A 26,474-nucleotide genomic window follows, 5' to 3' on the forward strand; every position below is an offset into this window, starting at 1 on the left:
TGTGAATAACCCTAGGATTCATCCAGGGGAAAAGAACATGAGCAAGCGTGACACAACGCTGTAGGTGTTAACCTATCGGATATCTGGTGACAACAGCACTTCTATAATACGATTGCAGTACGATTCCAGCACATTGTAGCCCAATTCCATCCGCTTTTGCCCAAAAAATTGTATCTTTGCGCCACTAATATTGACTGACTTATAAACCTATGGAACTTAGCGAACAAGAGCAACTGCGCCGTGAAAGCTTAAACGGACTGAGAGCTCTGGGAATAGAACCCTACCCCGCCGCAGCTTATCAGGTTACGGCTCTTTCGGATAACATCAAATCTACCTATCAGGATGATGCCCCCCAACGTGAAGTAACTATCGCCGGTCGTATAATGAGCCGTCGTATAATGGGGAAAGCCTCATTTGTAGAGCTTCAGGACTCTGCCGGTCGCATCCAGATTTATATCACCCGCGACGACATCAGCACCGACGAAGAGAAAACCATGTACAATGTTGTTTTCAAAAAACTGCTTGACATCGGCGACTTCATCGGCATCAAAGGGTATGTTTTCCGTACACAAATGGGCGAAATTTCGGTTCATGCTCAGGAATTGACCGTATTGAGCAAATCGCTTCGTCCGCTTCCTATTGTTAAATACAAAGACGGCGTGGCTTACGATGCTTTCGAGGATCCCGAGCAACGCTACCGTCAACGCTACGTCGACCTCGTGGTAAACGACGGCGTAAGAGATATTTTCATGAAGCGCACCAAGGTGTTCAACTCCATGCGTAACTTCTTCAACGAACAGGGTTACGTCGAAGTGGATACTCCTGTGCTTCAACCTATTCCGGGCGGTGCTTCGGCACGTCCATTCATTACACACCACAACGCACTGGATATTCCATTGTACCTGCGTATTGCCAATGAACTCTATTTGAAACGCCTTATTGTAGGCGGTTTTGAAGGGGTGTACGAATTCTCTCGCAACTTCCGTAACGAAGGTATGGACCGTACACACAATCCTGAGTTTACGGCCATGGAAATCTATGTTTCCTACAAGGATTACAACTGGATGATGGACTTCACCGAAGCCATGATCGAAAAAGTATGTCTGGATGTGAATGGCACAACCGAAGTAAAGGTGGGCGACAAGACCATCAGCTTCCAACGTCCGTTCAAACGCATCACCATGATCGACGCCATCAAAGAACATACCGGTATCGACATCAACGGAATGAACGAAGAACAACTGCGCGATGTTTGCAAGCAACTGGGTATCGAAGCCAACGACACCATGGGTAAAGGCAAGCTGATCGACGAAATCTTCGGCGAAAAGTGCGAAGGCAACTACATTCAGCCGACCTTTATCACCGACTATCCAATCGAAATGTCGCCACTCTGTAAACGTCACCGCAACAATCCGGAACTGACAGAACGTTTCGAATTGATGGTTAACGGCAAAGAGTTGGCTAATGCATATTCAGAGCTGAACGACCCGATCGATCAGCGTGCCCGTTTTGAAGAACAATTGCGTCTGAGCGAAAAAGGCGACGACGAAGCAATGTTCATCGATCAGGACTTTTTGCGCGCACTCGAATACGGTATGCCTCCAACATCGGGTATGGGTATCGGCATGGATCGTCTGGTAATGTTGATGACCAATCAGGTGGCTATTCAGGAAGTATTGCTCTTCCCGCAAATGCGCCCCGAAAAGGTGATCCGCAAAGACAGCGCCGAAACTTTCATGTCGGTCGGCATTCCCGAAGCATGGGTAGAAACTGTCAACAAAGCAGGTTTCGTCACCGTAGCATCATTGAAAGAGCAAAACCCGAACAAACTTCATCAGGATTTGTGCGGACTCAATAAAAAACTAAAATTAGGACTGACCAACCCGACCAAAGACGACGTAACTTTGTGGGTTGAAAACGCTAATAACCGTTGATATGGCTACTGATAGTGAAAAACAGTGCTCCGAGTTTTCTCCCGGACGAATTGCCGTCTGCGGAGGTGGAAGTTGGGCAACTGCCATAGCTAAAATTCTCTTAAGTTCTCAGGATAGCATCAATTGGTACATGCGTCGTCAGGATCAAATCGACGATTTTCTGAAATTGAGCAAGAACCCTTCATATCTGACAGGGCTCAAATTTGACACTGAACGCATCAACTTCACAAGCAAGATAAACGAAGTGGTAAAAAACTCGGACACGCTGATTTTTGCCACTCCGTCGCCATTTCTGAAGATGCACCTGAAAAAGTTGCGTCAGTCGTTGAAAACCAAGACCGTCGTTACTGCTATCAAAGGAATTGTACCGGACGAAAACTTAATCGTCACCGACTATTTTCAACAGTTTCTGTCGGTTCCGAAGGATAATCTGGTAGTTCTTGCCGGTCCTTGTCATGCAGAAGAAGTCGCATTGGAACGTTTGTCATACCTGACAATCGCCTGTAGCAACCGCGAGAAAGCGCGCAAACTGGCCTGCGTATTTACCAACAACTACATCAAAACCAGCACAACAGACGACGTCACCGGCATTGAATATGCCTCGGTACTGAAAAACGTTTACTCCATTGCCGCCGGCATTTGCCACGGTTTGAAATATGGTGACAACTTTCAGGCTGTGCTTATTTCGAATGCTATTCAGGAAATGCAACGCTTTTGCAACGCAGTTCATCCTTTGCACCGAAGCATCGACGAATCTGCATACCTTGGTGACCTGCTGGTAACAGCTTATTCCAAGTTCAGTCGCAATCGTACTTTCGGCACCATGATCGGGAAAGGATATTCGGTCAAAACCGCCCAACTCGAAATGGAAATGATTGCCGAAGGCTATTACGGCACAAAGTGTATCAAGGAAATCAACGAGTGTTACCACGTGAAGATGCCAATTATGGATTTTGTCTATAACGTACTCTACAACAGAGCATCTCCCATATTACAGGTAAGAGCGCTCACTGAACTGATACGTTAATTCATTTTGCACACATCAATTTCAAATAACACACATCAAAAATGAGAACCATCAGCATTAACATTGACAAAACCTTTGGATTTATTTCCAAAGAAGCTGTTTCGGGCTACGAAGCAGCAGTAAAAGCAAGCAATGCTGCTTTACACGCCGGAACCGGCAAAGGAAATGACTTCCTGGGTTGGCTCAACCTACCCTCGTCAACAACAGCAGAACATCTGGCCGACATCGAAGCTACAGCCAAAATCCTGATCGACAACTGCGAAGTAGTGGTTGTGGTTGGTATCGGCGGCAGCTACCTCGGTGCAAAAGCAGTAATCAACGCTCTTTCCAACAGCTTCGACTGGTTACAAACCGAACGTAAATATCCTGTAATCGTTTATGCCGGTCAGAATATCGGCGAAGATTACTTGTTCGAACTGCAATCTTTCCTGAAAACAAAAAAATTCGGTATCATTTCCATCTCAAAATCGGGAACAACTACCGAACCTGCATTGGCTTTCCGTCTGTTGAAATCACAGCTTGAAGCTCAACAAGGCAAAGAAGCTGCAAAAAAACTGATCGTTGCAATCACAGATAAAGCCCGTGGAGCTCTGCGTACATTAGCTACTCAGGAAGGTTACAAAACATTCGTCATCGAAGATAACATTGGTGGTCGTTACTCATTCCTGACTCCGGTTGGTTTGTTGCCAATCGCCACTGCTGGTTTCGACATCAAACAATTGGTTGCCGGTGCTGCCGATATGGAAAAAATTGCCGGTTTGGAAACTCCGTTTGCAGAAAACCCTGCTGCCATCTACGCTGCAACACGTAACGAACTCTACAAAAGCGGCAAAAAGATCGAAATTCTGGTGAACTTCCATCCGAAACTTCACTTTGTTGCCGAATGGTGGAAACAGCTTTATGGTGAAAGCGAAGGTAAAGAAAACAAAGGTATTTTCCCTGCTGCCGTCGACTTCACTACCGACCTTCACTCTATGGGTCAATGGATTCAGGAAGGCGAACGCACTATTTTCGAAACTGTCATCTCAGTAAAAGAAGCTAACCATAGCGTTAGTGTTCCTTCTGATGAAGCAAACCTCGACGGACTGAATTTCCTTGCCGGAAAACGCGTTGACGAAGTAAACAAAATGGCTGAACTGGGCACCATGCTGGCTCACGTTGACGGTGGCGTTCCCAACATCAAAATCGAATTGCCTAAACTGGACGAATACAACCTCGGCCAATTGCTTTATTTCTTCGAAAAAGCATGTGGTATCAGCGGTTACGTTCTCGGCGTGAATCCTTTCGACCAACCGGGCGTTGAAGCATACAAAAAGAACATGTTTGCTCTGCTCGACAAACCAGGCTACGAAGCCGAAAGCAAAGCTATTAAAGCGAAACTTTAATTCAGAATAAAGAGCAAAGAACAAAGAGTAAAGATCTAAAACCACATGCACAATTTCAGGAATCTTGAAATATGGAAGAGATCAATTAGTTTAGTTACAGAAATATACAAACTAACAAATTCTTTTCCTCAACAAGAACGATACGGGCTGACTTCGCAAATGCAAAGAGCCGCAGTATCGTGTCCTTCAAATATAGCAGAGGGTTCTGCAAAATCAAGTAAAAAAGAATTTGCTCATTTTTTAGAAATTTCTCTTGGTTCTTTGCTTGAATTAGAAACCGAACTTATTGTTTCATTAAATCTCGAATATGTTGATTCTGTTCGTTTTAATGAAATCCAGACCAGTCTCATTGAACTTCAAAAAATGATTAACGGATTCAAAAATCATTTGGACAAGGAATAGTCTCTGATTTTTGATTCTATCTTTATTCTTTTCTCTTTATTCTTTGTTCTAAATTATGAAACGTGCCATCTTTCCCGGAACATTCGACCCATTCACTATCGGTCATTACGACATTGTGAAACGCGGACTAAATCTTTTTGATGAGATTATCATCGGTGTGGGTGTAAATCAGGCAAAGAAGACTTTCTTTACCGTTGAAAAACGTGTGGAAATTATTCAGATGGCGTTTAAAAATGAACCTCGTATCAAGGTGCAGGAATACAACACACTGACCGTCAATTTCGCCAAAGAAGTGGATGCTCAGTTTATTTTGCGGGGATTGCGCTCTGTAAGCGACTTTGAATACGAACGTACCATCGCTGACGCCAACAAACATCTGGAAGGCATTGATACTGTAATTCTCAACACCGATCCGGCCTATTCGTTCATTTCATCAACAGTGGTACGCGATCTACTGGCTTACGGGAAAGACATTTCTGCCTTTTTACCTCCCGATACCAGTCTATAAGTTTACAGAAGAATTACTTTGTGGTTTCGTCTTTCACCTCATCCACACTTTTTTTCACTTCTTCTTCTACGTCTTTCATGCCGGATTTGAAGCTTTTCACTCCTTTGCCAAGGCCGTGCATCAATTCCGGAATTTTCTTCCCGCCAAACAACAGCAACACAATCAACGCAATAATGAGCAAATGCTCGTAGCTAAGAAATAATAAGGTATTCATATAAATATTTACAATTAAATCATTTACGATTTACAATTCAGCCAGCTTGCATCCGTTGTCTGATAGTAGATTAAAACCGTCACACAACGTTACAAAGTTAATACATTTATCGGGTTTGAATAGTTGCAAACTGCAAATATTTTCCATCGTAAACGGATCATTTCCGGTCAATGAATATCTTGTGCATTGAAAGGCGTAGCCTGATACACAAAATAGTTCAGCCAGTTGGAAAACAACAAATTAGCATGTCCCCTCCAACGTACCAGCGGAGCTTTTTTCGGATCATTATCCCTGTAGTAGTTTTGTGGAATTTCAATGGATGCCCCTTTAGCTACGTCGCGTTTATACTCTTGCCCAAGGGTATTGGGTGCATATTCCGAATGGCCGGTAATAAAGAACTCGCGGCCATTACGCGCCATCACTATATATACGCCTGCATCTTCCGACTCAGACAAAATGGTAAGATCCGGACATTTTTCAATATCCTCGCGCCGAATTTCGGTATGACGACTGTGTGGAGCATAAAAAACCTCGTCAAATCCTCTGAAAATAGGATTCAGAGGATCATTCAACGTATGTTCGAACACACCGAATTTCTTCTGATCCAATTGATATTTGGGAATATCGTAAAAATGGTACAAACCGGCCTGAGCCGCCCAACAAATGTAAAAAGTCGATGTCACATGCGTACGGGCCCAATCAAATATTTTAGTAATCTCGGGCCAATAACTCACGTCTTCATACTCAAACTGCTCAACAGGCGCTCCCGTAATAATCATCCCATCATACTTCTGATCCTTGATTTTGTCGAAATTCTTATAAAAAGCAATCATGTGCTCGATGGGAGTATTCTTCGAAGTATGACCTTTGATTTTTATAAAATCGATTTCAATCTGAAGAGGCGAGTTCGATAGCAAACGAATCAGGTCAGTCTCTGTCGTTATTTTTAGCGGCATCAGGTTAAGAATCGCAATCTTCAAAGGACGAATATCCTGCATGGAGGCCTGAAGCGAATCCATCACGAAGATATTCTCACGCTTCAACTGCTCAATGGCAGGCAACTTATCAGGAATATTTACAGGCATATATTTATTTACAATTTTCCCGATTGCTATCGGGGTTACAATTTACGATCGGAAGAAGCTCTCCTCCCTTCATCTCACCTTCTCACTACCACTATAACTGAATCTGCCGGGCATTGACATCTTCTGCCATAAAAACAGAAGCCGAAGCAGTAAATTTTTCTTCTGCCTCCGTTGTAAGAAAACGGCATTCTCCACCGTGTGAGCATTTTTGCTCTATTTCGGGATGACGGTTCAGATAATCGGCAAGACTATCGGCCACAATGTCACCCTGAATAACCAATGCAACATGCTTGGGCAGGTATTTCTGAATTTTATTCACCAGTAACGGATAATGCGTGCAACCCAAAATGAGAGTATCGATTGCCGGATCGACAGAAAAGAGATGATCCAGATTTTTCTTTACAAAATAGTCGGCGCCGTCGGAGTCGTACTCTCCGTTTTCAACCAATGGTACCCACATCGGGCACGCTTCTCCGGTCACTACAATATCGGGAAACAGTTTGGCTATTTCAAGCGGATAAGACTGCGATTGAATGGTTCCAGTCGTACCTACCAAACCCACATGACGCGTTTCTGTAAGGCTACCAATAGCCTCAACCGTTGGACGAATGACACCAAGAACACGCCTATTCGGAGCCAAACCGGGCAAATCGCGCTGTTGAATCGAACGTAAAGCCTTTGCAGAAGCCGTATTGCAAGCAAGAATAACCAGAGGACAATCCAGTTCAAACAGTTTCTTGACACACTCCAGCGTGTAGTGATACACCACCTCAAACGAACGCGTTCCGTAAGGAGTACGGGCATTATCACCGAGATAGAGATAGTCATACTGAGGCAGGCGTTGACGGATGGCATTCAAAATTGTCAACCCTCCGTAACCTGAATCGAAAACCCCGATCGGGCCAATTCCTTTATGAGATAAATCTGCTTGAGACATATTCTTTATTCCAAAATTCCGGATTTAGCTTCGCTGATTTTCAATTCAGGATTCAATCTGGCACTATTGTACTTTATTACTTTCTCTGATCCAGTTCTTCTTTACTCTTCACTCTGAATTTGTCCGGTTCCGGATCAACAATCTGGTGTTTATAAGCATCCGGATAACCGACACGATTGATTGCCGGTGGAATTCCATATTCGTTTTGCACGAATTTACCATCCTTTTCAATCTTGATATTTCCGTCCATATATTTCACCATCATGTATTCGCCCAGTTCTTTCCAGGATGCAGTTACAGCCTCAGCTTGTTTGTTGCTGAAATCAGTGAGGTAAGCTCTGGCAGCAACCGGATCTTTGGCATACATTTCCAAAGCTGTTTTATCGATTGCCGGTACTGTATCCGAGAATTGTTTTTCCCATTTTGTCTGCAGCTTACGAATATCTTCAATCATGTACGAATATTTGGTGTATGCCATATTCGACACCCAGTTGAAAATCCAGAACGAAGACGTCCAGGAGAATTTCAGCAAACTACCGTTATGTTCGTCAAAGCACAGAGGCACTTTGGTGATTCCGCAATACATCGGCACATATTCCGAACATGCAGCATCGTCAACTCCGAACCAAAAGATTCCACCCACAGGGTCGGGCATCCAGTGACGCATTTGTGCAATAAACGAGAATCCGGTCTGATAAGTTGCCGTTGGACGTTCGTGTACGTATTCTTTGCCATCGAGTTTCCATGTCAGCGGGCTACAACGCATAGGCGATCCATAAGGGCCGGCTCCTACTCCTTTTGTAATATCCAGTTCGGTGCCTTCATAACGATCGCGCATGGCAAAAATAAGATCTTTCAACTCCACTTTCTTAGTCGGTTTGATCCATAATGGCATCCGTTCTTTGGTTTCGCCTTTCACATACGAAAGATATTTATCCATTGCCGGATCCATTTTGCGGAAAAACGACCACACGCGGGCTTCGCAGGCACGCAACGCTACATAGTCGAGAGGTGCGTATGTGTCCGAGAAACTGAATTCTGTATTGTTTCCATTGAAATATCCCTTTTCCCGTGCAAAAGAGATTACATCGGGAGAAAACAAACACTCATCCGGTTTGTCAAGAGGAAAAGTTGTAATACGTGCCTGATTAGCATGAGCACTCACGCAATCGTCGGGAATACGGCGGGCAACCCACACGGCTCCTTTGCCCTTCGGTCCTTTGCCCACCATCTCCATAATCCATATCTCTTCCGGATCGGCAATCGAAAACGATTCTCCTTCGCTTGCATAGCCGTATTCTTCGACCAACGAAGTCATCACCTTTATCGCTTCGCGAGCCGTTTTTGAACGCTGCAAGGCCGTGTATATCAAGGTTCCGTAATCCATTACCGAGGTAGTATCCACCAATTCTTCTCTTCCACCGAAAGTAGTTTCACCAATGGCCACCTGATATTCATTCATATTGCCCACCACAGAATAGGTATGAGCCACCTGTTTGATTTTGCCCATATATTTACCGGTATCCCAGTCGTGTACATCCACCATTTCACCGGGTGCATGGTCGGCAGCCGGTCGAAACGCCAGCGCTCCGAACAAGAAATAGGAGTCGGCTGCATACGAAATAAAGGTTGAGCCTGTAGTAGAAGCATTCTTGCCCACTAAAAAATTGGTACAGGCATACGAGGAACCGAGCAAAGTCTCGGCTATTAAAAAGAGGGAGATAAAAATCTTCTTCATAAAATCATCAATGGTTTATATTCATCATGCGACTCAGGTATTTTCCGATAATATCGAATTCGATATTGACAACCGAACCTTCCACGATTTGGTCGAAGTTGGTATGTTCGCGTGTAAAGGGGATAATAGCAACAGAAAAACCGTCCGTCTTCGAGTTGACCACGGTAAGGCTCACACCATTCACGCAGACCGAACCTTTTTCGACGGTAACATAACCCTGCGCTGCCATTTCGGGAGCCACCGAATAAGAAAATGTGTAGTACCAGCTACCATTATTTTCCTGAACCGATGTACAAACAGCAGTTTGATCCACATGTCCCTGCACAATATGACCGTCCAGACGACCATTCATGATCATACTGCGTTCAAGATTCACTTTACTACCAATCGTCAGCAAACCCAGATTTGATTTATCCAGTGTTTCTTTTATGGCTGTGACGGTATATACATCACCGGCAATATCAACAACTGTGAGACATACACCATTATGAGCAACACTCTGATCAATCTTTAATTCACCTGTAAATGAGCAGCGTAATGAAATATGCAGATTATCCTGCTCTTTTTGCAGGCCAACTACAGTCGCGGCTTCTTCTATAATACCTGAAAACATAATTTATTCTTCAAATTATACAATTAATATCCTGACTTCATTCATTTTTAAGGAATGCAAATGTACAAAAATTGCAGTTCACGAGCAACTTAATAAAAACAAACCCCCCGCCACAAAAGTGACAGGGGGCATATAGAACTTTAATTAAAAAGCTATTACTTCGACAACTTATTCACATGCTTTGCCAATTTCGATTTCAAATTGCTGGCTTTGTTTTTGTGAATCATGTTGCGTTTTGCCAATTTATCCAACATTGCAGCCACCTGAGGCAACAATGAAGCAGCCGCATCAGCTTCTTTCGTAGCACGCAAAGTTCTTACAGCGTTGCGGGCAGTTTTAGCATAATAACGGTTGTGCAAACGATTTTTTTGCGTTTGACGTATTCTTTTGACAGATGATTTGTGGTTTGCCATAGTTATGTTTCAAAAAGTATATCTTAGTAGCCCATAGGGGAATCGAACCCCTCTTTCCAGAATGAAAATCTGGCGTCCTAACCGATAGACGAATGGGCCATGTGTCTCTCACAAAAGCGGTGCAAAGGTAAGGGACTTATTTTAATCTTCCAAATATCCTGAGCATTTTTTTCGCATTTTCCTTCATTTTTTTTGTAACAAACTCATTATCAATAGTGAATTTCATCACTTTTTTCACCTTTCAATTTTGCCTCATTTTGGCACGGCTATTGTTACAAACAGCAGTCTTTGTTTTGTAATTTAATTTATAGTATATTTGAATGGAATTTCCCTGTTGGAAACCAACGAATTAATATAAATATTTGCAAAGATAAATTTTTATCTGCCAAAGTAAGGCTGCTGCCAAACTGACAACGCAACTAACATTTTGACATGGATATTATCATCAACAACCTTCAAGAAGAACTTTCTGACGAGCAACCGGGCTATCTCTCGATCGTAGCGGACAGCAATGATTTACCGGCTATCAATATAAAGCCGGATGAATTAGTTCCTGTTTTGCCCTTACGAAACACTGTAATGTTTCCAAACATTGTAATGCCGATTGCCGTAAGCCGCAACAAATCGTTACGACTTATCCGTGAGGTGTACCAAAAAAACGGGATACTGGCAGCAACCACGCAAAAAGATGCAAAGGTTGAAGACCCTGCAACTAATGATGTTCAGCCAATCGGTACGATCGCCCGTATTGTACGTATTCTTGAAATGCCGGACAACAGCACAACGGTTCTGCTTCAGGGTATACAACGATTCGAATTAAAAGAAATAGTTACCTCAACGCCTTATCATCAGGGATTGGTAACACTGCTGGAAGATAAAGTGCCTGCAGAAGACAATCGTGTATTTAATGCCCTGATCGAAGCTATCAAAGAACTGGCGATAAAAATCATCCAGAATTCGGGGATGATTCCACCCGAAACCTCTTTCGCAATCCGCAATATTGACAGTTCCGAACAACTCGTCAACTTCATTGCCGGAAATTTTGCTTTGAAAGTTGCCGAAAAACAACGCTTACTTGAAATAGAAGATCTTGAAGAAAGAGGCTATCAGTTGCTGGAAATCCTGAACAAAGAATCCCAACTACTGGAAATAAAAGCCTCCATACAATCGAAGGCTCGCGAAGACATTGACCAGCAACAACGCGAATACTTCCTGCAACAACAGATGAAAACCATTCAGGACGAACTGGGTGGCGGCATCAACGAACAACAAATCAAAACGATGCGTGAAAAAGCGCAGGAAAAGAAATGGAGCAAGGAAGTTGCCGAAGCATTCAATTCTGAACTGGAAAAACTGGAACGAATGCATCCGCATTCTCCGGAATATCCTACCCAGATGAACTATGTGGAAACAATGCTGGCATTACCCTGGAACGAATATTCAAAAGATAATTTTGACCTGAAACGGGCACAAAAAATACTTGATCGCGATCATTTCGGATTGGAGAAGGTAAAAGAACGCATTATCGAACATTTGGCTGTATTGCGACTGAAAGGTGATATGAAGTCACCAATCATCTGCCTGTATGGCCCTCCGGGTGTGGGTAAAACTTCTTTGGGCAAATCCATTGCCGAATCGCTGAACCGCAAATACATACGAATTGCTTTAGGTGGTTTGCATGACGAAGCCGAAATTCGGGGACACCGTCGTACATATATCGGCGCTATGCCGGGCCGTATCATTCAAAACCTGAAAAAAGCAGGCACAGCAAATCCAGTTATGGTACTGGATGAAATCGACAAAGTGAATGCTGACTTCAAAGGTGATCCTTCATCCGCGTTACTGGAAGTGCTCGACCCGGAACAAAATTCAACTTTCCACGACAATTATCTGGATATTGACTTCGACCTGTCGAAAGTGCTGTTTATTGCCACCGCAAACACCACTCAAACCATCTCTCAGCCCCTACTCGACCGTATGGAAATGATTGATGTCAGTGGTTACATTACGGAAGATAAAATAGAAATTGCACATCGCCATCTGGTTCCGCGTCAGCGCGACAACCACGGCATCAAGAAAGATCAGATTACGATTCCGAAGGTCACATTGAAACACATCATCGAATCGTATACCCGCGAGTCGGGAGTGCGTGATCTGGAACGCAAAATTGCTAAAATCATGCGTCAGGTTGCAAAAAAGATCGGAACCGAAGAGCCCTACGATATTATCGTTCAACCGGATGCTCTGAAAGAATATTTGGGTACTCCGCCGTTTACCCGTGATATTTACGAAGGCAACGACTATGTGGGTGTGGTTACAGGCCTGGCCTGGACATCGGTAGGTGGAGAAATTCTCTTTATTGAAACCAGCCTGAGCAAATCGAAAGCTCCTTCATTAACTCTGACCGGCAACCTGGGTAATGTGATGAAAGAATCTGCCATCCTGGGCTTGGAATACATCAAATCGCATGCCGCACAAATCGGCATCGAAGAGAGCAAATTCGAAGAAATGAGCGTCCATGTGCACGTTCCGGAAGGCGCCATTCCCAAAGACGGTCCTTCGGCTGGTATCACCATAGTAACAGCTTTGGCTTCTGCTTTTACTCAACGTAAGATAAAAAAAGCATTGGCCATGACCGGAGAAATGACCCTGAGAGGCAAGGTATTGCCCGTGGGCGGCATCAAAGAAAAAATTTTGGCGGCCAAACGAGCCAACATCAAAGAACTGATTCTTTGCGAAGACAACCGGAAAGACATTGAAGAAATCAAACCGGCTTATCTGAAGGGGCTGACATTCCATTATGTAACCGACATAAAAGAAGTTCTTGATATTGCTCTTTTGAAGAAATAATGAAGAAACGGCGTTAATAATCAAAACACTTTGATTTCGCTATTTCGTAATGTATCTTTGTACAAACATCCACGTAGGTTGTATCTCAGCGCATGAGGTTCGCCTCATGGATGTTTTTTGTTTATTAATATATAAACCAACTAATTATGTCAACTATAAAAAAAGTTCATGCACGGCAAATTTTAGATTCGAGAGGGAATCCGACCGTGGAAGTGGAAGTAACAACCAATGAAGGTTATGTAGGGCGTGCAGCTGTTCCATCGGGTGCATCAACCGGAGTTCACGAAGCTGTAGAATTGCGTGACGGCGATAAGTCAAAATATCTGGGCAAAGGTGTTTTGAAAGCCGTGAATAATGTAAACTCAGTTATTGCTCCGGCTCTTGAAGGCCATTCAGTACTTGACCAAAGAGGCATCGACAACGCAATGTTGGTACTAGACGGCACTGAAAACAAAGGGAAACTTGGTGCAAATGCCATTCTGGGCGTTTCGCTGGCTGCTGCTCATGCCGGAGCTGCCGTTACCAAACAACCATTATTCCGCTATGTTGGTGGTGTTAATGCAAACACAGTACCTATCCCCATGATGAACATCCTGAACGGAGGTTCTCATGCCGACAACTCGATCGACTTTCAGGAGTTTATGATTATGCCGGTGGGTGCCAGCCGTTTCAGCGAAGCACTCCGCATGGGTTCCGAAGTATTCCACCATCTGAAAGACGTATTGAAAAAACAGGGATATTCTACCAACGTAGGCGATGAAGGCGGTTTTGCTCCCAACCTGAAATCGAACGAAGAAGCTGTTACCGTCATTCTTCAAGCCATTGAAAAAGCCGGTTACCGTCCGGGTGAAGACATCTGTATCGGTCTCGACCCTGCTTCTTCAGAATACTACATCCCCGAAGAAAAAGTCTATCACCTGCACAAATCGTCGGGCGAAAAGCTGACTCCTGCTCAAATGGTGGCATACTGGAAAGAATGGACTTCAAAATATCCGATCATTTCTATCGAAGACGGTATGGCCGAAGATGATTGGGATGGATGGAAACTACTGACCGACACTATAGGTGATCATGTTCAGTTAGTAGGCGATGATCTTTTCGTAACCAACGTAAAACGTCTACAGATGGGTATTGATCGCAAAGTAGGCAATTCAATTCTTATCAAGGTAAATCAGATCGGTTCGTTATCGGAAACCATCGACTCGGTCAATCTGGCTCAAATCAACGGCATGACCACTATCATGAGTCACCGTTCGGGCGAGACCGAAGACAGTACCATTGCTGATTTGGCAGTTGCACTGAACACAGGCCTTATCAAAACCGGTTCAGCATCTCGTAGTGACCGGATCGCAAAATACAATCAATTGCTCCGTATTGAGGAAGCTCTGGGTGACCAGGCCATCTACTGGGGCAAAAGCTATAAATATGCCAGATAGTTTTTAAGTTTAATTTTCACCGTTCGAATATCGGGGTTTCTTCACAAAGTTTCCCCGATATTTTTTTATTTTTGCTCAAAATTTAAACAACGATGAAGCAAAACAAACTCTTAACAAAAATTCTTTTGATCAGTTGTATTTCGGTTACCACATACGCTAAAAGCGGTTATGAAATAAAAATCAAAATCTCCGGACTGAAAGACTCTTCTGTAGTTCTGGCTCACTATTTTGCAAAAGAATCTCTCACTTTTATAAAAGACGACTCAACCAAGCTGAACAAGAAAGGTGAAGCCGTCTTTGCAAATACCAAACCGTTGACCGGCGGAATGTACATTGTCATTCTTCCGCAAAAAAAATATTTCGACCTTTTTATTGGCAATAACCAGCAATTCAGCGTGGAAGCAGATACCACAGATCTGGTTCGGAACGTTAAGTTCAAAGGTTCGGAAGAAAACACGCTATTCTACAACTATCGCAACCTGATTACCGGCAAAACAAAGGAAATGAAGCACCTTAACGAACAGTTTGCCAGTGCTAATCCGGCTCAAAAAGATTCCATCACCAAAGCTCGCAACGCTCTCAATACCGAAGTTAAAAACTACATTCGTCAATCGATAGATCAAAACAAAGGAACCTTTTTCGCCACATGGCTTCAGGCGCTGCAAGAGATAGAGATTCCTCCACTGCCTCGTGACGCAAAAGGCAATATTACAGATCCGAATTTTCAATACAAATACTGGCATCAGCACTTCTTCGACAATTTTGATCTGTCGGATATAAGACTCCTGCACACGCCCTTCTACGAACGCAAGGTGATTGATTATCTCGACAAAGCCGCCATCCAGCATCCCGACTCGATTCAAAAAGAGGCAGACCGGCTCATGTCTATGATCGGCACCAACGATGAAGTTCGTCGTTATATGCTGGGCACCATCTACAATCATCTGGCAGAAAAGGCGAATCAATATGTCGGAATGGACAGTCCGTTTGTCTATTTTGCCGAAAAATACTACCTGTCGCAAGCAACGTGGGCCGATCAGAAATTCAGAGATAACCTTCAAAAAGACATTGCCAAAATCAAGCCCAACCTGATTGGGAAAGAAGCGCCCAATTTACCACTCGCTGAAATTCCGGTTGAGCATTTTATAACTTCAAAAACAGATTCGGTTGCCCGCAAAAGCCTTCAAATAGGACGGATGATGAGATTACAGGACATCAAAGCTAAATTTACCGTACTCGTTTTCTGGGAAGTCGATTGCGGTCATTGCCAGAAAGAGATGCCATTACTCTACGATTCAATCTACCCCATTATCAAAAATAAAGATGTAAAAATTGTAGCTATCCACATGCTTACCGGAGCAGATGCAAAAGCAAAATGGGTGGACTTTGTAAACGACCACAAACTCTACGACTGGATCAATGCCACTCCGCTCGAATATACTTACAAAGACACCTACAACATCATCTCCACTCCCACCGTATACCTGTTGGACGAAAACAAGCGCATTCTATCCAAACGCATTGGCATCAAACAACTTCCAGAGGTGATTGATAATGAAATAAAAAGGCTATCCACAAAACAGCCTTAAGCGACACTTTAAATAATAAAAAATGGGTTTATCGAAATAGAAAAGAACTTTTCTATTTCGATAAACCCATTGACTAATAACAGGTGATAATTATTTTTTATCTTTTCCTCTCAGAGGCTCTTCCGTTGTTTTTACAGCTACCACATCCTTTTTCTTTTCCGGATCCATCATTTCCATTAGCTTAAGTCCCAACAGACCATCCATTGCATTTCCTCCGTTACTACCATTGGCGCCGATTAAAACATCAGGTATTAATTTAATGTTCCCTTTCGAAAGTTCTTCCGTAATTTTATAACGGGTAAAGTTTTCTCCACCCAACGCCTTCACCGCTAATTCGTAAGCTTCTGCAGTAGACTTACCAACTGCTAAAATTTTCTGAGCCTCTGCGTTACCGGTCAAAGCAATTTGTTCGGCCTGGGCAGCAGCTTTCAGACGAATAGCTTCCGACTCGGCCTGGGCACGCATTTTGGTTGCTTCTGCTTCAGCGCCCACTGCCACTTTTACGCTGGTAGCATCCCCCTCTGATTTTTTTACGGTTGCATTGGCCAAGCGTTCTGCAATTTCAACACCCTGTTGAGCTTTTACAATTTCTTTCTGCATATCGGCAATAGCCGTTTCTTTTTCCATTCCCTGGCGTGTTTCCTGAGCCTTTTTTTCCGTCTCATAGGTGATTTTCTGTTCTTCCGCCAACTTTCTATCCGTAAGAGTTTTCATCAGAGAATCAGGAGGTACAATATCACCAATAAGAGTGTCTACGGCATTCACATTGTATTCGTCGAGTACCATTTTAATGTGGGCTTTCGCTGATTCCTGACGTTCCTTACGCGTACTAAGGAAAGCAATCACATCACTATCCTGAGCCGAATTACGGAAATAGTTACCAATGGTTGGCTCAAGAACCTGAGAAACCAGATTGACCATATTACCGAAACGGGCAATCACTTTAGGAGCCTCCGTTGTAGGTACATGAATAATTTGTGCCACGTCGAGGTTGAATGGGAATCCGTCCTTTGAGCGAACCGTTATGGTTGACAGGTTTTTATCCAGATTATGAGCTTCACTTCTTGCTGTAGCCCAGTTTAGTACAAGATTGGTAGTCGGTACCAGTTCTACTTTCATAGTATAAATATTGATCGGGTATTTGCCGGGACCAAGCGGTTCAATCCACACACCTTTATTCCCTTTGTCTACAATGTTACCATGCTTAAAATCAGAACCGGTCAAATCTTTACCTTCGTTGCCAATAAACGAAATCACCACACCAACATATCCAATTGGAATTTCAGTCATTGGGATTTCTTCAATTTGAAGAGCCCATGGATTAAGGTTATACGATCCTGCCAGAATTACCTGAGGTTGTAGTCCTCTGTTACCTCCATTTTGCAAGAAAGCATCAAAATTCTGAAAATTATTGTGGCCATCGACCAATTTTCCTGCAATCTGACCAGCTTCGATAGGAAGCCCATCAAGAGTAGTTACTATTCCAACTCGGCTTTCCTGAATCCGCACCATATCGGTGATTGAAACTTGAAAAAGCATTGTATTGATACGATATGAACCTGCTGTGATATAAGCTGTTTGCCGACCTCTTTGACCTCCATTAATCAAAAACTTCTCTGCATCCTGAAAATTATCGCAATCTACTGAATGCCCCAGAATACTTCCGGTCGGTATTGGCTCTCCATCTTTTGCTAACACCAACCCGATTTTCCCTTCCGGAATAACCGTAAACTGCTCCATGGTAACATCATATTGCCAGAACCATTTCCCGAAATAAAGCCCAGGAGCCAAGGTTTTAGCTTGAAAACCAGCTTCTCCTTTGGTTGCAATAATGCGTCCATCAGGCAATGCTTTATCGGAGCCAAACAACACAAACTTCTTGGTTACCAAACCAATCCGATCTTCTGGAACGATCACCATTCCACAGAGAAATCTTAGAATAATCTTATAAAGCACAACACACAGGACAATTGGAATTATCCACCAATATCCGATTAAAATATCAACCATAATTTCAAAAATTAAAATGAGAGTTAAAAACAATTTTTACAATCGTCAAATATATGAATTTTTCAAATTATACAAACAAAATAATAAATGTTTAGTATCTAAATTTAAGTAAAATAATCCTCCGCTCACATCTAAAGACACAAACATCAATCCACCTTCCCCATTAAAATAATAAATAACAACACATTACAATATTCACAACGACTAAACAGCAATAAAACTCTTAGCAATATCCTCTTCAAATCGTAATAACTTCGCAATAGCTCCACCCTAATTTTGCATGTGTAAAAAGGCAATCAACGCTTCGGCTGGTTGCTTAAAACAAACAACAAATGCCCGACGATTTAGTCTTTTATATCAGTCAATATGGCTATCTGGCCTTATTCTTCTTCATTTTCCTTCAAGAGATCGGAGCTCCCACTCCCCTGCCCAACGAACTTATTCTTATATTTTCCGGCTATCTGGCTTTTACCGGAATTCTGAAATTGCTTCCGCTGATTCTTACAGTGGCTGGAGCCGATTTACTGGCGGCAGTCACTCTTTACGTAATTTTCAACCTATTCGGAACTTTTTTGCTGAGTGCAAAATCTCGATGGATTCCCATTTCTCAACAAAGCATCCACAAACAATCGCAAAAAATAGCCCGCCTTGGATTTAAGGGAATCGTCATCGGACGACTATCTCCCTTTATCCGGGGCTATGTGGCTGTTATCTGCGGCCTGCTGCATATCAACCCAAAAAGATACGGCATCACCATACTAGCCACCTCGGTCATCTGGAGCTCGTTCTACATTGCAACTGGTTATCTTTTAGGACCGTACTGGAAAAATATCGATACACATCTCGAAGAATTCAAATACATGCTAATGGCAATACCAGCCGGAATTTTCCTTTGGATTGTTACCCGATACATTATCGGCATAGTATACAAGCGACATGCACCAAACACTTTATAACAAACCATATCCACATAGTTACTTACAACAACCATTTTATAAATATTGTAGCAAGATGAAAGTACACGTAATATCCGAAACCGCCTACATGATGAAAGGCAATGGAGTACACACTGCATTTGTTGATCATGTGGAACTCCTCAAGGCAAATCAGGATCTTGAAACCGTAGTAAACAATGAAGAGAGAGGCGATGTGATGCACAGTCACACATACGGCCCCTTCTATTTCTGGAAAGGTCTCCGATATAAACATAAAAGAGTATTCACCGCCCACGTTATCCCCGATTCCATAAAAGGTTCGCTACCCGCCTGGAAACTCTGGATGCCTTTCGTGAAATGGTACTTCAAACAGGTCTATTCGTATGCCGATGTCTGCATTGCCATTTCGCCGCGGGTGGAAGAAGCCATCATCGAGACCGGAGCCAAAACAAAAATAGAACGGGTATACAACCCGATTCCCGTTGACCGATGGATATGCTCTCCCGAAAAACGCCGTCAGGGACGTGAAATACTGGGAATCAAAGAGAACGAATTTGTTGTTTTGGGCGTGGGACAGCTACAAGCCCGCAAAGGAGTGGAAGACTTTATGGATGTAGCTGCTTCCATACCTGAAGCACGCTTTGTGTGGGCCGGCGGTCGTCCTTTCGGTCCGATGACCGAAGGCATCACCCGTATCGACACCCGCATTGCCGAAAGCGAAGGCTCCAACATACAGTTTACCGGAATGTTGGGCTTAGACAAAATGCCACTTATTTACGCCGCCGCCGACCTGATGCTCTTCCCGTCGTATCAGGAAAATTGCCCGCTGGCACCCATCGAAGGAGCTGCCTGTGGACTGCCGGTAGTTTTCCGCGACCTTGCGGAATACACGACGCTTTACGAGCGCCCGTACATGAAAGCTTCCACCACCGACGAATTTATCCGACTGACTCGCGAAATGATGTCGGATTCCAAAAAATTAGAGGAAGGAAGAGCCATTTCGCAGGCACTGATACGGCAATTCGACAAGCATGAAATACGCGAAAAGCTGTTGAATATTTATCAATATCTCTACGAAAGCGACCTGCAACGGGCTGCATCAAAATTTCCCTCATTCCAGACAACCTGATTTTTCTATCTCTTTTCCGGAAGCGGATACTCATTCGGGTATCCGCTTTTTTGCTTCATTTCCACATCATGTTGTTTATAATAAACAGATTACCGTTATTTTGGAAGGAGTAAGGCAAAAACGTATCTTTGTACTGAGATTTATCCGAAGCCATTTGTCTGCATTTATTCTCACCGCAGGCCGGGGAATGGATTTGTAACCATTTCCTTGTTGGAAGAAGAAAATCATCACTAAAACTATTTATTTACTTAAAAAACAAAACAAATGAAGGTCTTAAAATTTGGTGGAACATCCGTAGGTTCCATCGAAAGCATTCTGGAGGTAAAAAAAATCGTTGAAGCCCAGCAGGAGCCGGTAATCGTAGTAGTTTCCGCACTGGGTGGCATCACCGATCAACTCTACCATGTTTCTAACTTAGCCGCTAGCGGCGACCCGACCTACATCGATGCCATGCAGGCAATTGTCAAAAGGCATATCGATGTGGTAAATGGCGTTGTTCCTGCCGAAAAACGAACTCAGGTCACTACAACTATCACCGACTTACTGGAAGAACTCACCAACATTATGAAAGGGATCTTCCTGCTTCAAGACCTTACTCAGAAAATCACCGACTCTATTGTGAGTTATGGTGAACGCGCCTCTTCGTCCATTGTCGGACAGGTGATTGACAATGCCGTTACGTACGACTCTCGTAAATTCATCAAAACTGTTCCGCAGTTTACCAAACATATCGTCGATTTTCACACCACCAACGCGCTTATCAAACAGCAGTTTGCCAACGAGCAAAAAGTGGTTGTGTGCGGAGGATTTATCTCTTCCGACACCCGTACCAATGTGGTGACCAATCTTGGTCGCGGTGGTTCCGACTACACGGCTGCTATTCTGGCGGCTGCTTTGAAAGCTTCCGTACTGGAAATATGGACCGACGTGGACGGCTTTATGACAGCCGACCCACGCATCATCAGCAACACCTACGTGATCGATAAGCTTTCGTTTATTGAAGCAATGGAGCTGTGCAACTTTGGTGCCAAGGTGATCTATCCGCCGACCATCTACCCTGCATATCACAAAAATATTCCAATCCGGATCAAGAACACGTTCAATCCGTCAGCTCCGGGAACTTATATTTCCAACGATCGCACCACCGATACAGTGAAAGCGATCAAGGGTATCTCGTCCATCAACGACACCTGTTTGATTACCGTTCAGGGATTGGGCATGGTAGGCGTAATCGGCGTGAACTACCGTATTTTCAAAGCATTGGCCAAAAACGGAATCAGCGTATTCCTCGTTTCGCAGGCAGCTTCGGAAAACAACACTTCGTTTGCTGTTAAAAACAGCGATGCCGACCTGGCCGTAAAAGCGCTCGACGAAGAGTTTGCACGTGAGATAGAACTGGGCGAAATGAATCATGCAGTTGCCGAAAGAGATTTGGCTACCGTTGCCATCGTTGGCGAAAACATGAAACGCATCCCTGGTATCGCAGGTAAACTGTTCGGCACGCTAGGCCGTAACGGTATCAACGTCATTGCCTGTGCACAGGGTGCTTCGGAAACCAACATCTCGTTCGTTACCGACCTGAAATCGCTGCGCAAAGCGCTGAACGTAATCCACGATTCGTTCTTCCTCTCCGACTATCAGGTGCTCAACGTATTCCTCACCGGTACGGGTACCGTGGGTGGTAGCCTACTCGACCAAATTCGTCAGCAACAACCCAAACTGATGGCTAAAAAAGGATTAAAGCTTAACGTGGTGGGTATTGCCAATGCCGAGAAGGCACTCTTTACCCGCGAAGGCATCGATCTGGAAACTTACAAGGAAGAAATCGAAGCGAAAGGCAAACCGACCTCTCCGCAACTGTTGCGCGACGAGATTTTGGGCATGAATATCTTCAACTCGGTATTTGTAGACTGTACGGCGAGTCCCGAGGTTGCAACCATCTACAAAGACTTGTTGTCGAACAACGTTTCGGTGGTAGCTGCCAACAAAATTGCCGCTTCATCGGAATACGAAAACTATGCCGAGCTAAAATCGATTGCCAGCAAACGCGGCATCAAGTTCCTCTTTGAAACCAATGTAGGAGCCGGGCTGCCGATTATGAATACCATCAACAACCTGATTAATTCGGGCGACCGTATTCTGAAAATGGAAGCCGTGCTTTCGGGTACACTCAACTATATTTTCAACACGCTGAGTGCCGAAAACACACTGAGCAAGACCATCCGCATGGCAAAAGAGGCCGGTTACTCCGAACCCGATCCGCGCATCGACCTGAGTGGCAAGGACGTGATTCGCAAGCTGATTATCCTGTCGCGCGAAGCCGGTTACCGGGTAGAACAATCGGATGTAGAGTGTAACCTGTTTATCCCCGAAAACTATTTCAAAGGCTCGCTGGAAGATTTCTGGAACACCATCGGCGAAATGGATGCGCAGTTCGAGCAACACCGTCAACGCCTCGAAACCGAGCACAAACGTCTCCGTTTTGTGGCTACCATGGAAGAGGGCAAATGCAGTGTAGGACTGCAAGAAGTTGACCAACGCCATCCGCTGTACGATCTGGAAGGCAGCAACAACATCCTGATGATTACCACCGAACGCTACAACGACTATCCGATGATTATCAAAGGATACGGCGCCGGTGCCGGTGTGACAGCTGCCGGTGTCTTTGCCGACATCATCAGCATCGCCAATATACGGTAATCAATTGAACTGATTGCGCGATTAAAAATCGCGCCACCCAACAAAACTCCCCGCTTTCGAACGAAGGCGGGGAGTTTTTGTTTGCGATCAAATCTAATTTTGATTCATTACAAAACTTGAGGATTCTACCTGTAAACTTGTATGTAAAGATGCTTCTTTGTCTTTTTTAGTCAAATCTATTTTGAACATTTTTGTATTAAATCCGATATGAATCCGATCAGATATGGAATCCGTCTGACTAATATTCATAGCATTAAAAGCCTTCTCCAACACCTCTTCATTTTTTTCAATACTATCTTCCGGATGAACAAGATTCCATTCATTTTCCTTTACAAATAATAATAACCGGCGTTGATCATGTCCTTCTAACCATTCTCCAACAATGTGCCACCATCGTTGATCTGTAGCTCCCAATGAAAGTCCAAAAATACATATTAAACGACTTTTCATGATGAGAGATTCTCCTATTCGATTATTCAAGTTTTTACGCTTGTCATTAATAACCGGTTTGATAATTGTCCGTTGAAGCTTCTTATCTGTTGCAATATTTTCATTTGTTATTTGAGATACATTATCCACTCCCATAATAAGGTCTTCTTCTGTCGTGCCATGTAGATGTAATATTTGGCTAATACTATCAATGTAATTTAATCTGCTAAGCGAAAATTTTTCTTTAAGAATTGACAAACAGTTATCCAAAACGCTCGTATAATTGAAGGTTATAAAATTGTACTGTATAGTTTCTGATATATTTAGGATTGGACTCCGGATGGTTAAATCTAATGGTTGTAATTCATTTTGAAATTTTTGCATTGAATATCTAAAAACCGAAATAATGTCATCTTCAGATTGTTGATAATCTATATGAGATTCCTGGTTCTTTAAATGCAAAACCAAGAATTCTCTAAAATTTTTAATACAAAAATAATAATCATCAATCGTGTCTATTGTGAATTTTTCCGTATAAACACCCATCTGCTTTTCAAAATCAGACCAATCTTCCAAATCAAGATTAATATCCTCTTTAAACTTGCAAAGCCGAGGATCGGTATCTTTTCGCTTTAAGTATGCTTCCAACACATCCTTAAAACGAGTCTTCAGGCCGACGTTCAAGTCACACCCATTTCCTATTAAAAACAAAACTTCCATGATGATTATAAGATTATATGTTGTCTATCAGAATTCTTATCTACTTAAAGTAGAATGTACATTCTTATTTTTAGTCTAAAAAATCCCTTCAAAACTAAAGTATTTTTTTTATTTCATCAAACTTTTTTTATTCCTTGAGAAATACGGTTTTTCATCAAGACGAATTAGCCATAACCGCTAATGTTATTTTTGAATCAAACAATAAAACCAAGATAAAAAGAAGCCTTCGCAAACATTAAGAAAGCCCCGCCGGAATCTATCCGACGGGGCTTTGGCTTTCTTTACTCTTTGATCTTTATTCTTTGCTCTAAACTTACCAGATCAGAGCCTGTTTTTCTTTCGGCAAATACATCTTGTCGCCCGGTTTCACACCAAAGGCTTCGAGGAACATGTCGATATGAGGCAATGTGCCGTCGACACGCCATTTGGCCAGCGAGTGAGGATCGAGCTTTGTGAGACGCAGTTTTTCCTGATCGCGGATATTGCTTGCCCAAACGGTAGCATAACCGAGGAAGAAACGTTGAGCCGGTGTAAAGCCGTCCATCTTTTCAGGATTGATATCGCCTTTTTTCATAGCATTCTGCATAGCAACGTATGAAATATGAAGACCACCGTTATCAGCAAGGTTTTCACCCAGTGTCAGTTTACCATTAGCTTTGGTGCCGGGAACCACTTCGATGTTATTGAAATAGTCAACCAACACAGAAGCGCGGGCATCAAATTTCTTCGAATCTTCGGGCTGCCACCAGTCTTTCAGGTTACCTGTCAGGTCATACTGGCGACCTTCATCGTCGAAACCGTGTGTCATTTCGTGACCGATTACCACACCGATAGCACCGTAATTGGCAGCATCGTCAGCCTGTTGGTTGAAGAAAGGAGGTTGCAGAATAGCTGCCGGGAAACAAATTTCGTTAGTTGTCGGTTGGTAGTAAGCATTTACAGTTTGCGGAGTCATCAACCATTCGTTCACGTCGGTCGGTTTGTCCACTTTGTTGAGCATGTAAGCCAAATCAAACTGGTTGGAACGAAGGATGTTTGCAAAATAGCTGTCGGTCGACACCTTCAGATTGCTATAATCGCGCCATTTGTCAGGATAACCGATCTTCACGTGAATTGCTTTCAGCTTTTCAATAGCTGTATTTTTGGTCTGCTGATCCATCCATTCTGAAGCCTGAATGCGTTGCGCAAAGGCATCCTGAAGATTGTGAACCAGTTCCACCATACGTTTTTTTGCTGCGGGTGGGAAATATTTTTCCACGTACATCTGACCAACAGCTTCGCCCAGTGAACCATTGATGGTAGTCACCACACGTTTCCAGCGCGGACGCATCACTTCGCGACCCGACATTGCCTTTCCGAAGAAAGCAAAGTTGGTTGTCACGAAATCTTCGCTCAAATAAGGAGCAGCTGTACTGATAACGTTCCAGGCAAAATAAGCCTTGATGGCATTGGGTTTCGCAGTTTTCAGAACATTTTGAACTGCCTTGATAAATTCGGGCTGAGCCACATTCAGGCTTTTCAGGTTCGGCAAACCGATACTTTTGAAATAGGTATTGAAGTCAACATCAGGAGTCATTGCCACCAGTTTGGGCAGCTCCATTTTGTTGAAGTTTTTGTGCGGATCGCGGAGTGTTACACGGTCGAACGATGCTTTTGCCAGTTCGGTTTCGAGAGCCATCACTTCTTCTGTCAGTTTTGCGGCCGGAGTTTTAGTCAGCTTGGCGTAACCCGAAAGATCGAACATCTTGGTCATCATCTCCTGATATTTGGCACGGATTTCTTTGGTATGGTCGTCATTTTCGAGGTAATAGTCGCGTTGTCCCATACCGATTCCACCCTGATACAACCATGCAATAGTCATTTTACTATTGGTATAGTCGGCCTCGGTAGTCAATTCGAAGAACGGGAAAATACCATTTTTGTGCAAGGTAATCAACTCACCCTGAATCTGTTTTTTGGTCGCCAGTTTCGAGATAACTTCAAGCAATGGTTTGATAGGTGCAGCTCCCTGTTGTTGCAGTTTCACGCTGTCCATACCCATATTATAGAGAGTGGCAATTTTGTCGGGAATAGAACCCGCAGCATGTTGCTGAGTTGCCAAAGTGGTAATAAGTTCTTTCAACTTCGACTGGTTTTCTTCAGCCAGTTTGTCGAAACTACCGTAACGGGCATATTCAGCTGTCAATGGGTGGTTTTTCATCCAACCGCCACAGGCATACTGATAGAAATCGTCAGCCGGATTGGCCGTCGTGTCCATATTGGCACGATCAATTCCCGAAGTCTGATTCGGAGCCGGGACTGGCTTAGAGGCTGTAAAAAGGGCAAGAGCACATCCTGCCAGAATCACAAATTTCTTCATTCGCGAAAAATTAAATGTAAATAAATATTCTACAAGAAATGCCATTATCCGGCAATAATCA

The 26,474-nt window shown here is 43.4% G+C and carries 20 protein-coding genes and 1 tRNA gene; 11 read left to right on the plus strand and 10 right to left on the minus strand.

What is annotated here, in order from left to right:
- The first annotated feature begins 209 nt into the window (after nt 1–209).
- From lysS to coaD, 5 genes are read left to right on the plus strand one after another with little or no spacing between them, the layout of a single operon-like run.
- A complete protein-coding gene (gene lysS, locus F8N35_RS07850; RefSeq protein ID WP_293050998.1) occupies nt 210–1,934 on the plus strand; it encodes a lysine--tRNA ligase in 1,725 nt (574 codons plus the stop codon).
- Nucleotide 1,935: 1 nt separating this feature from the next.
- Nucleotides 1,936–2,961: an NAD(P)H-dependent glycerol-3-phosphate dehydrogenase gene (locus F8N35_RS07855; protein ID WP_293051000.1), complete on the plus strand. Its 1,026-nt coding sequence runs from the start codon at nt 1,936–1,938 to the stop codon at nt 2,959–2,961.
- A 41-nt stretch (nt 2,962–3,002) separates the two neighbouring features.
- Nucleotides 3,003–4,346 (plus strand): glucose-6-phosphate isomerase, encoded by a 1,344-nt coding sequence (locus F8N35_RS07860; protein ID WP_293051002.1) that lies wholly within the window; start codon nt 3,003–3,005, stop codon nt 4,344–4,346.
- 45 nt (nt 4,347–4,391) lie between these two features.
- Nucleotides 4,392–4,748 carry a four helix bundle protein gene (locus F8N35_RS07865; protein WP_293051004.1) on the plus strand — a complete coding sequence of 119 codons (357 nt, stop codon included), beginning with the start codon at nt 4,392–4,394 and terminating at the stop codon, nt 4,746–4,748.
- A 55-nt stretch (nt 4,749–4,803) separates the two neighbouring features.
- On the plus strand, nt 4,804–5,256 hold the full coding sequence (gene coaD, locus F8N35_RS07870; protein WP_293051006.1) for a pantetheine-phosphate adenylyltransferase: 453 nt from the start codon (nt 4,804–4,806) through the stop codon (nt 5,254–5,256).
- A 13-nt stretch (nt 5,257–5,269) separates the two neighbouring features.
- Here the strand turns inward: coaD and F8N35_RS07875 are convergent, their stop codons facing one another.
- The 7 genes from F8N35_RS07875 to F8N35_RS07905 all read right to left on the minus strand — a co-directional run bounded on the left by F8N35_RS07875 (nt 5,270) and on the right by F8N35_RS07905 (nt 10,355).
- On the minus strand, nt 5,270–5,470 hold the full coding sequence (locus F8N35_RS07875; RefSeq protein WP_293051008.1) for a twin-arginine translocase TatA/TatE family subunit: 201 nt from the start codon (nt 5,468–5,470) through the stop codon (nt 5,270–5,272).
- A 167-nt stretch (nt 5,471–5,637) separates the two neighbouring features.
- The gene (gene metA, locus F8N35_RS07880) at nt 5,638–6,555 is read right to left on the minus strand and encodes a homoserine O-succinyltransferase (RefSeq protein ID WP_293051010.1); all 918 of its coding nucleotides are present in this window, start codon (nt 6,553–6,555) and stop codon (nt 5,638–5,640) included.
- 91 nt (nt 6,556–6,646) lie between these two features.
- Nucleotides 6,647–7,492, minus strand: coding sequence for a glutamate racemase (murI, locus tag F8N35_RS07885; RefSeq protein WP_293051012.1), 846 nt, complete (start codon nt 7,490–7,492; stop codon nt 6,647–6,649).
- Nucleotides 7,493–7,568: 76 nt separating this feature from the next.
- The gene (locus tag F8N35_RS07890) at nt 7,569–9,230 is read right to left on the minus strand and encodes a C69 family dipeptidase (RefSeq protein ID WP_293051014.1); all 1,662 of its coding nucleotides are present in this window, start codon (nt 9,228–9,230) and stop codon (nt 7,569–7,571) included.
- A 7-nt stretch (nt 9,231–9,237) separates the two neighbouring features.
- Entirely contained in the window at nt 9,238–9,843 is a 606-nt protein-coding gene (locus F8N35_RS07895; protein ID WP_293051016.1) for a riboflavin synthase, read from the minus strand.
- A 155-nt stretch (nt 9,844–9,998) separates the two neighbouring features.
- Nucleotides 9,999–10,256, minus strand: a complete 258-nt coding sequence (gene rpsT / locus F8N35_RS07900) for a 30S ribosomal protein S20 (RefSeq protein WP_068705830.1) — start codon at nt 10,254–10,256, stop codon at nt 9,999–10,001.
- 27 nt (nt 10,257–10,283) lie between these two features.
- A tRNA-Glu gene (locus F8N35_RS07905) sits at nt 10,284–10,355 on the minus strand.
- A gap of 333 nt (nt 10,356–10,688) precedes the next feature.
- On the opposite strand from F8N35_RS07905, the gene lon reads away from it, so the two are divergent.
- The 3 genes from lon (at nt 10,689) to F8N35_RS07920 (ending at nt 16,131) form a co-directional block, all read left to right on the plus strand.
- Nucleotides 10,689–13,106 (plus strand): endopeptidase La, encoded by a 2,418-nt coding sequence (gene lon / locus F8N35_RS07910; protein ID WP_293051020.1) that lies wholly within the window; start codon nt 10,689–10,691, stop codon nt 13,104–13,106.
- A gap of 146 nt (nt 13,107–13,252) precedes the next feature.
- Entirely contained in the window at nt 13,253–14,542 is a 1,290-nt protein-coding gene (gene eno, locus F8N35_RS07915; RefSeq protein ID WP_293051021.1) for a phosphopyruvate hydratase, read from the plus strand.
- A gap of 92 nt (nt 14,543–14,634) precedes the next feature.
- Entirely contained in the window at nt 14,635–16,131 is a 1,497-nt protein-coding gene (locus tag F8N35_RS07920; RefSeq protein ID WP_293051022.1) for a TlpA family protein disulfide reductase, read from the plus strand.
- A gap of 90 nt (nt 16,132–16,221) precedes the next feature.
- Here F8N35_RS07920 and F8N35_RS07925 read toward each other — a convergent pair whose 3' ends face one another.
- On the minus strand, nt 16,222–18,141 hold the full coding sequence (locus F8N35_RS07925; RefSeq protein ID WP_293051024.1) for an SPFH domain-containing protein: 1,920 nt from the start codon (nt 18,139–18,141) through the stop codon (nt 16,222–16,224).
- Between the two features lie 332 nt (nt 18,142–18,473).
- On the opposite strand from F8N35_RS07925, the gene F8N35_RS07930 reads away from it, so the two are divergent.
- The 3 genes from F8N35_RS07930 (at nt 18,474) to thrA (ending at nt 22,905) form a co-directional block, all read left to right on the plus strand.
- Entirely contained in the window at nt 18,474–19,097 is a 624-nt protein-coding gene (locus F8N35_RS07930) for a VTT domain-containing protein (protein ID WP_293051026.1), read from the plus strand.
- Between the two features lie 55 nt (nt 19,098–19,152).
- Nucleotides 19,153–20,205 carry a glycosyltransferase family 4 protein gene (locus F8N35_RS07935; protein WP_293051028.1) on the plus strand — a complete coding sequence of 351 codons (1,053 nt, stop codon included), beginning with the start codon at nt 19,153–19,155 and terminating at the stop codon, nt 20,203–20,205.
- A 264-nt stretch (nt 20,206–20,469) separates the two neighbouring features.
- Nucleotides 20,470–22,905: a bifunctional aspartate kinase/homoserine dehydrogenase I gene (gene thrA, locus F8N35_RS07940; RefSeq protein WP_293051030.1), complete on the plus strand. Its 2,436-nt coding sequence runs from the start codon at nt 20,470–20,472 to the stop codon at nt 22,903–22,905.
- Nucleotides 22,906–22,998: 93 nt separating this feature from the next.
- Here the strand turns inward: thrA and F8N35_RS07945 are convergent, their stop codons facing one another.
- Together F8N35_RS07945 and F8N35_RS07950 are read right to left on the minus strand one after the other, a co-directional pair.
- Entirely contained in the window at nt 22,999–24,054 is a 1,056-nt protein-coding gene (locus F8N35_RS07945) for an AbiH family protein (protein ID WP_293051032.1), read from the minus strand.
- Between the two features lie 313 nt (nt 24,055–24,367).
- Nucleotides 24,368–26,413, minus strand: a complete 2,046-nt coding sequence (locus F8N35_RS07950; RefSeq protein ID WP_293051034.1) for a M13 family metallopeptidase — start codon at nt 26,411–26,413, stop codon at nt 24,368–24,370.
- Nucleotides 26,414–26,474: the final 61 nt, after the last annotated feature.

The organism is Paludibacter sp. (assembly GCF_009712605.1).
Classification (GTDB): Bacteria; Bacteroidota; Bacteroidia; order Bacteroidales; family Paludibacteraceae; genus Microbacter.

What these genes read in the sequence shown, in the direction of transcription:
- F8N35_RS07920 (WP_293051022.1), top strand. Translation starts at nt 14,635, where the DNA reads ATGAAGCAAAACAAACTCTTAACAAAAATTCTTTTGATCAGTTGTATT.
- F8N35_RS07855 (WP_293051000.1), top strand. Translation starts at nt 1,936, where the DNA reads ATGGCTACTGATAGTGAAAAACAGTGCTCCGAGTTTTCTCCCGGACGA.
- eno (WP_293051021.1), top strand. Translation starts at nt 13,253, where the DNA reads ATGTCAACTATAAAAAAAGTTCATGCACGGCAAATTTTAGATTCGAGA.
- coaD (WP_293051006.1), top strand. Translation starts at nt 4,804, where the DNA reads ATGAAACGTGCCATCTTTCCCGGAACATTCGACCCATTCACTATCGGT.
- rpsT (WP_068705830.1), bottom strand. Translation starts at nt 10,256, where the DNA reads ATGGCAAACCACAAATCATCTGTCAAAAGAATACGTCAAACGCAAAAA.
- metA (WP_293051010.1), bottom strand. Translation starts at nt 6,555, where the DNA reads ATGCCTGTAAATATTCCTGATAAGTTGCCTGCCATTGAGCAGTTGAAG.
- F8N35_RS07890 (WP_293051014.1), bottom strand. Translation starts at nt 9,230, where the DNA reads ATGAAGAAGATTTTTATCTCCCTCTTTTTAATAGCCGAGACTTTGCTC.
- thrA (WP_293051030.1), top strand. Translation starts at nt 20,470, where the DNA reads ATGAAGGTCTTAAAATTTGGTGGAACATCCGTAGGTTCCATCGAAAGC.
- F8N35_RS07875 (WP_293051008.1), bottom strand. Translation starts at nt 5,470, where the DNA reads ATGAATACCTTATTATTTCTTAGCTACGAGCATTTGCTCATTATTGCG.
- lysS (WP_293050998.1), top strand. Translation starts at nt 210, where the DNA reads ATGGAACTTAGCGAACAAGAGCAACTGCGCCGTGAAAGCTTAAACGGA.
- F8N35_RS07930 (WP_293051026.1), top strand. Translation starts at nt 18,474, where the DNA reads ATGCCCGACGATTTAGTCTTTTATATCAGTCAATATGGCTATCTGGCC.
- F8N35_RS07865 (WP_293051004.1), top strand. Translation starts at nt 4,392, where the DNA reads ATGCACAATTTCAGGAATCTTGAAATATGGAAGAGATCAATTAGTTTA.
- F8N35_RS07935 (WP_293051028.1), top strand. Translation starts at nt 19,153, where the DNA reads ATGAAAGTACACGTAATATCCGAAACCGCCTACATGATGAAAGGCAAT.
- F8N35_RS07945 (WP_293051032.1), bottom strand. Translation starts at nt 24,054, where the DNA reads ATGGAAGTTTTGTTTTTAATAGGAAATGGGTGTGACTTGAACGTCGGC.
- F8N35_RS07895 (WP_293051016.1), bottom strand. Translation starts at nt 9,843, where the DNA reads ATGTTTTCAGGTATTATAGAAGAAGCCGCGACTGTAGTTGGCCTGCAA.
- F8N35_RS07925 (WP_293051024.1), bottom strand. Translation starts at nt 18,141, where the DNA reads ATGGTTGATATTTTAATCGGATATTGGTGGATAATTCCAATTGTCCTG.
- lon (WP_293051020.1), top strand. Translation starts at nt 10,689, where the DNA reads ATGGATATTATCATCAACAACCTTCAAGAAGAACTTTCTGACGAGCAA.
- F8N35_RS07860 (WP_293051002.1), top strand. Translation starts at nt 3,003, where the DNA reads ATGAGAACCATCAGCATTAACATTGACAAAACCTTTGGATTTATTTCC.
- F8N35_RS07950 (WP_293051034.1), bottom strand. Translation starts at nt 26,413, where the DNA reads ATGAAGAAATTTGTGATTCTGGCAGGATGTGCTCTTGCCCTTTTTACA.
- murI (WP_293051012.1), bottom strand. Translation starts at nt 7,492, where the DNA reads ATGTCTCAAGCAGATTTATCTCATAAAGGAATTGGCCCGATCGGGGTT.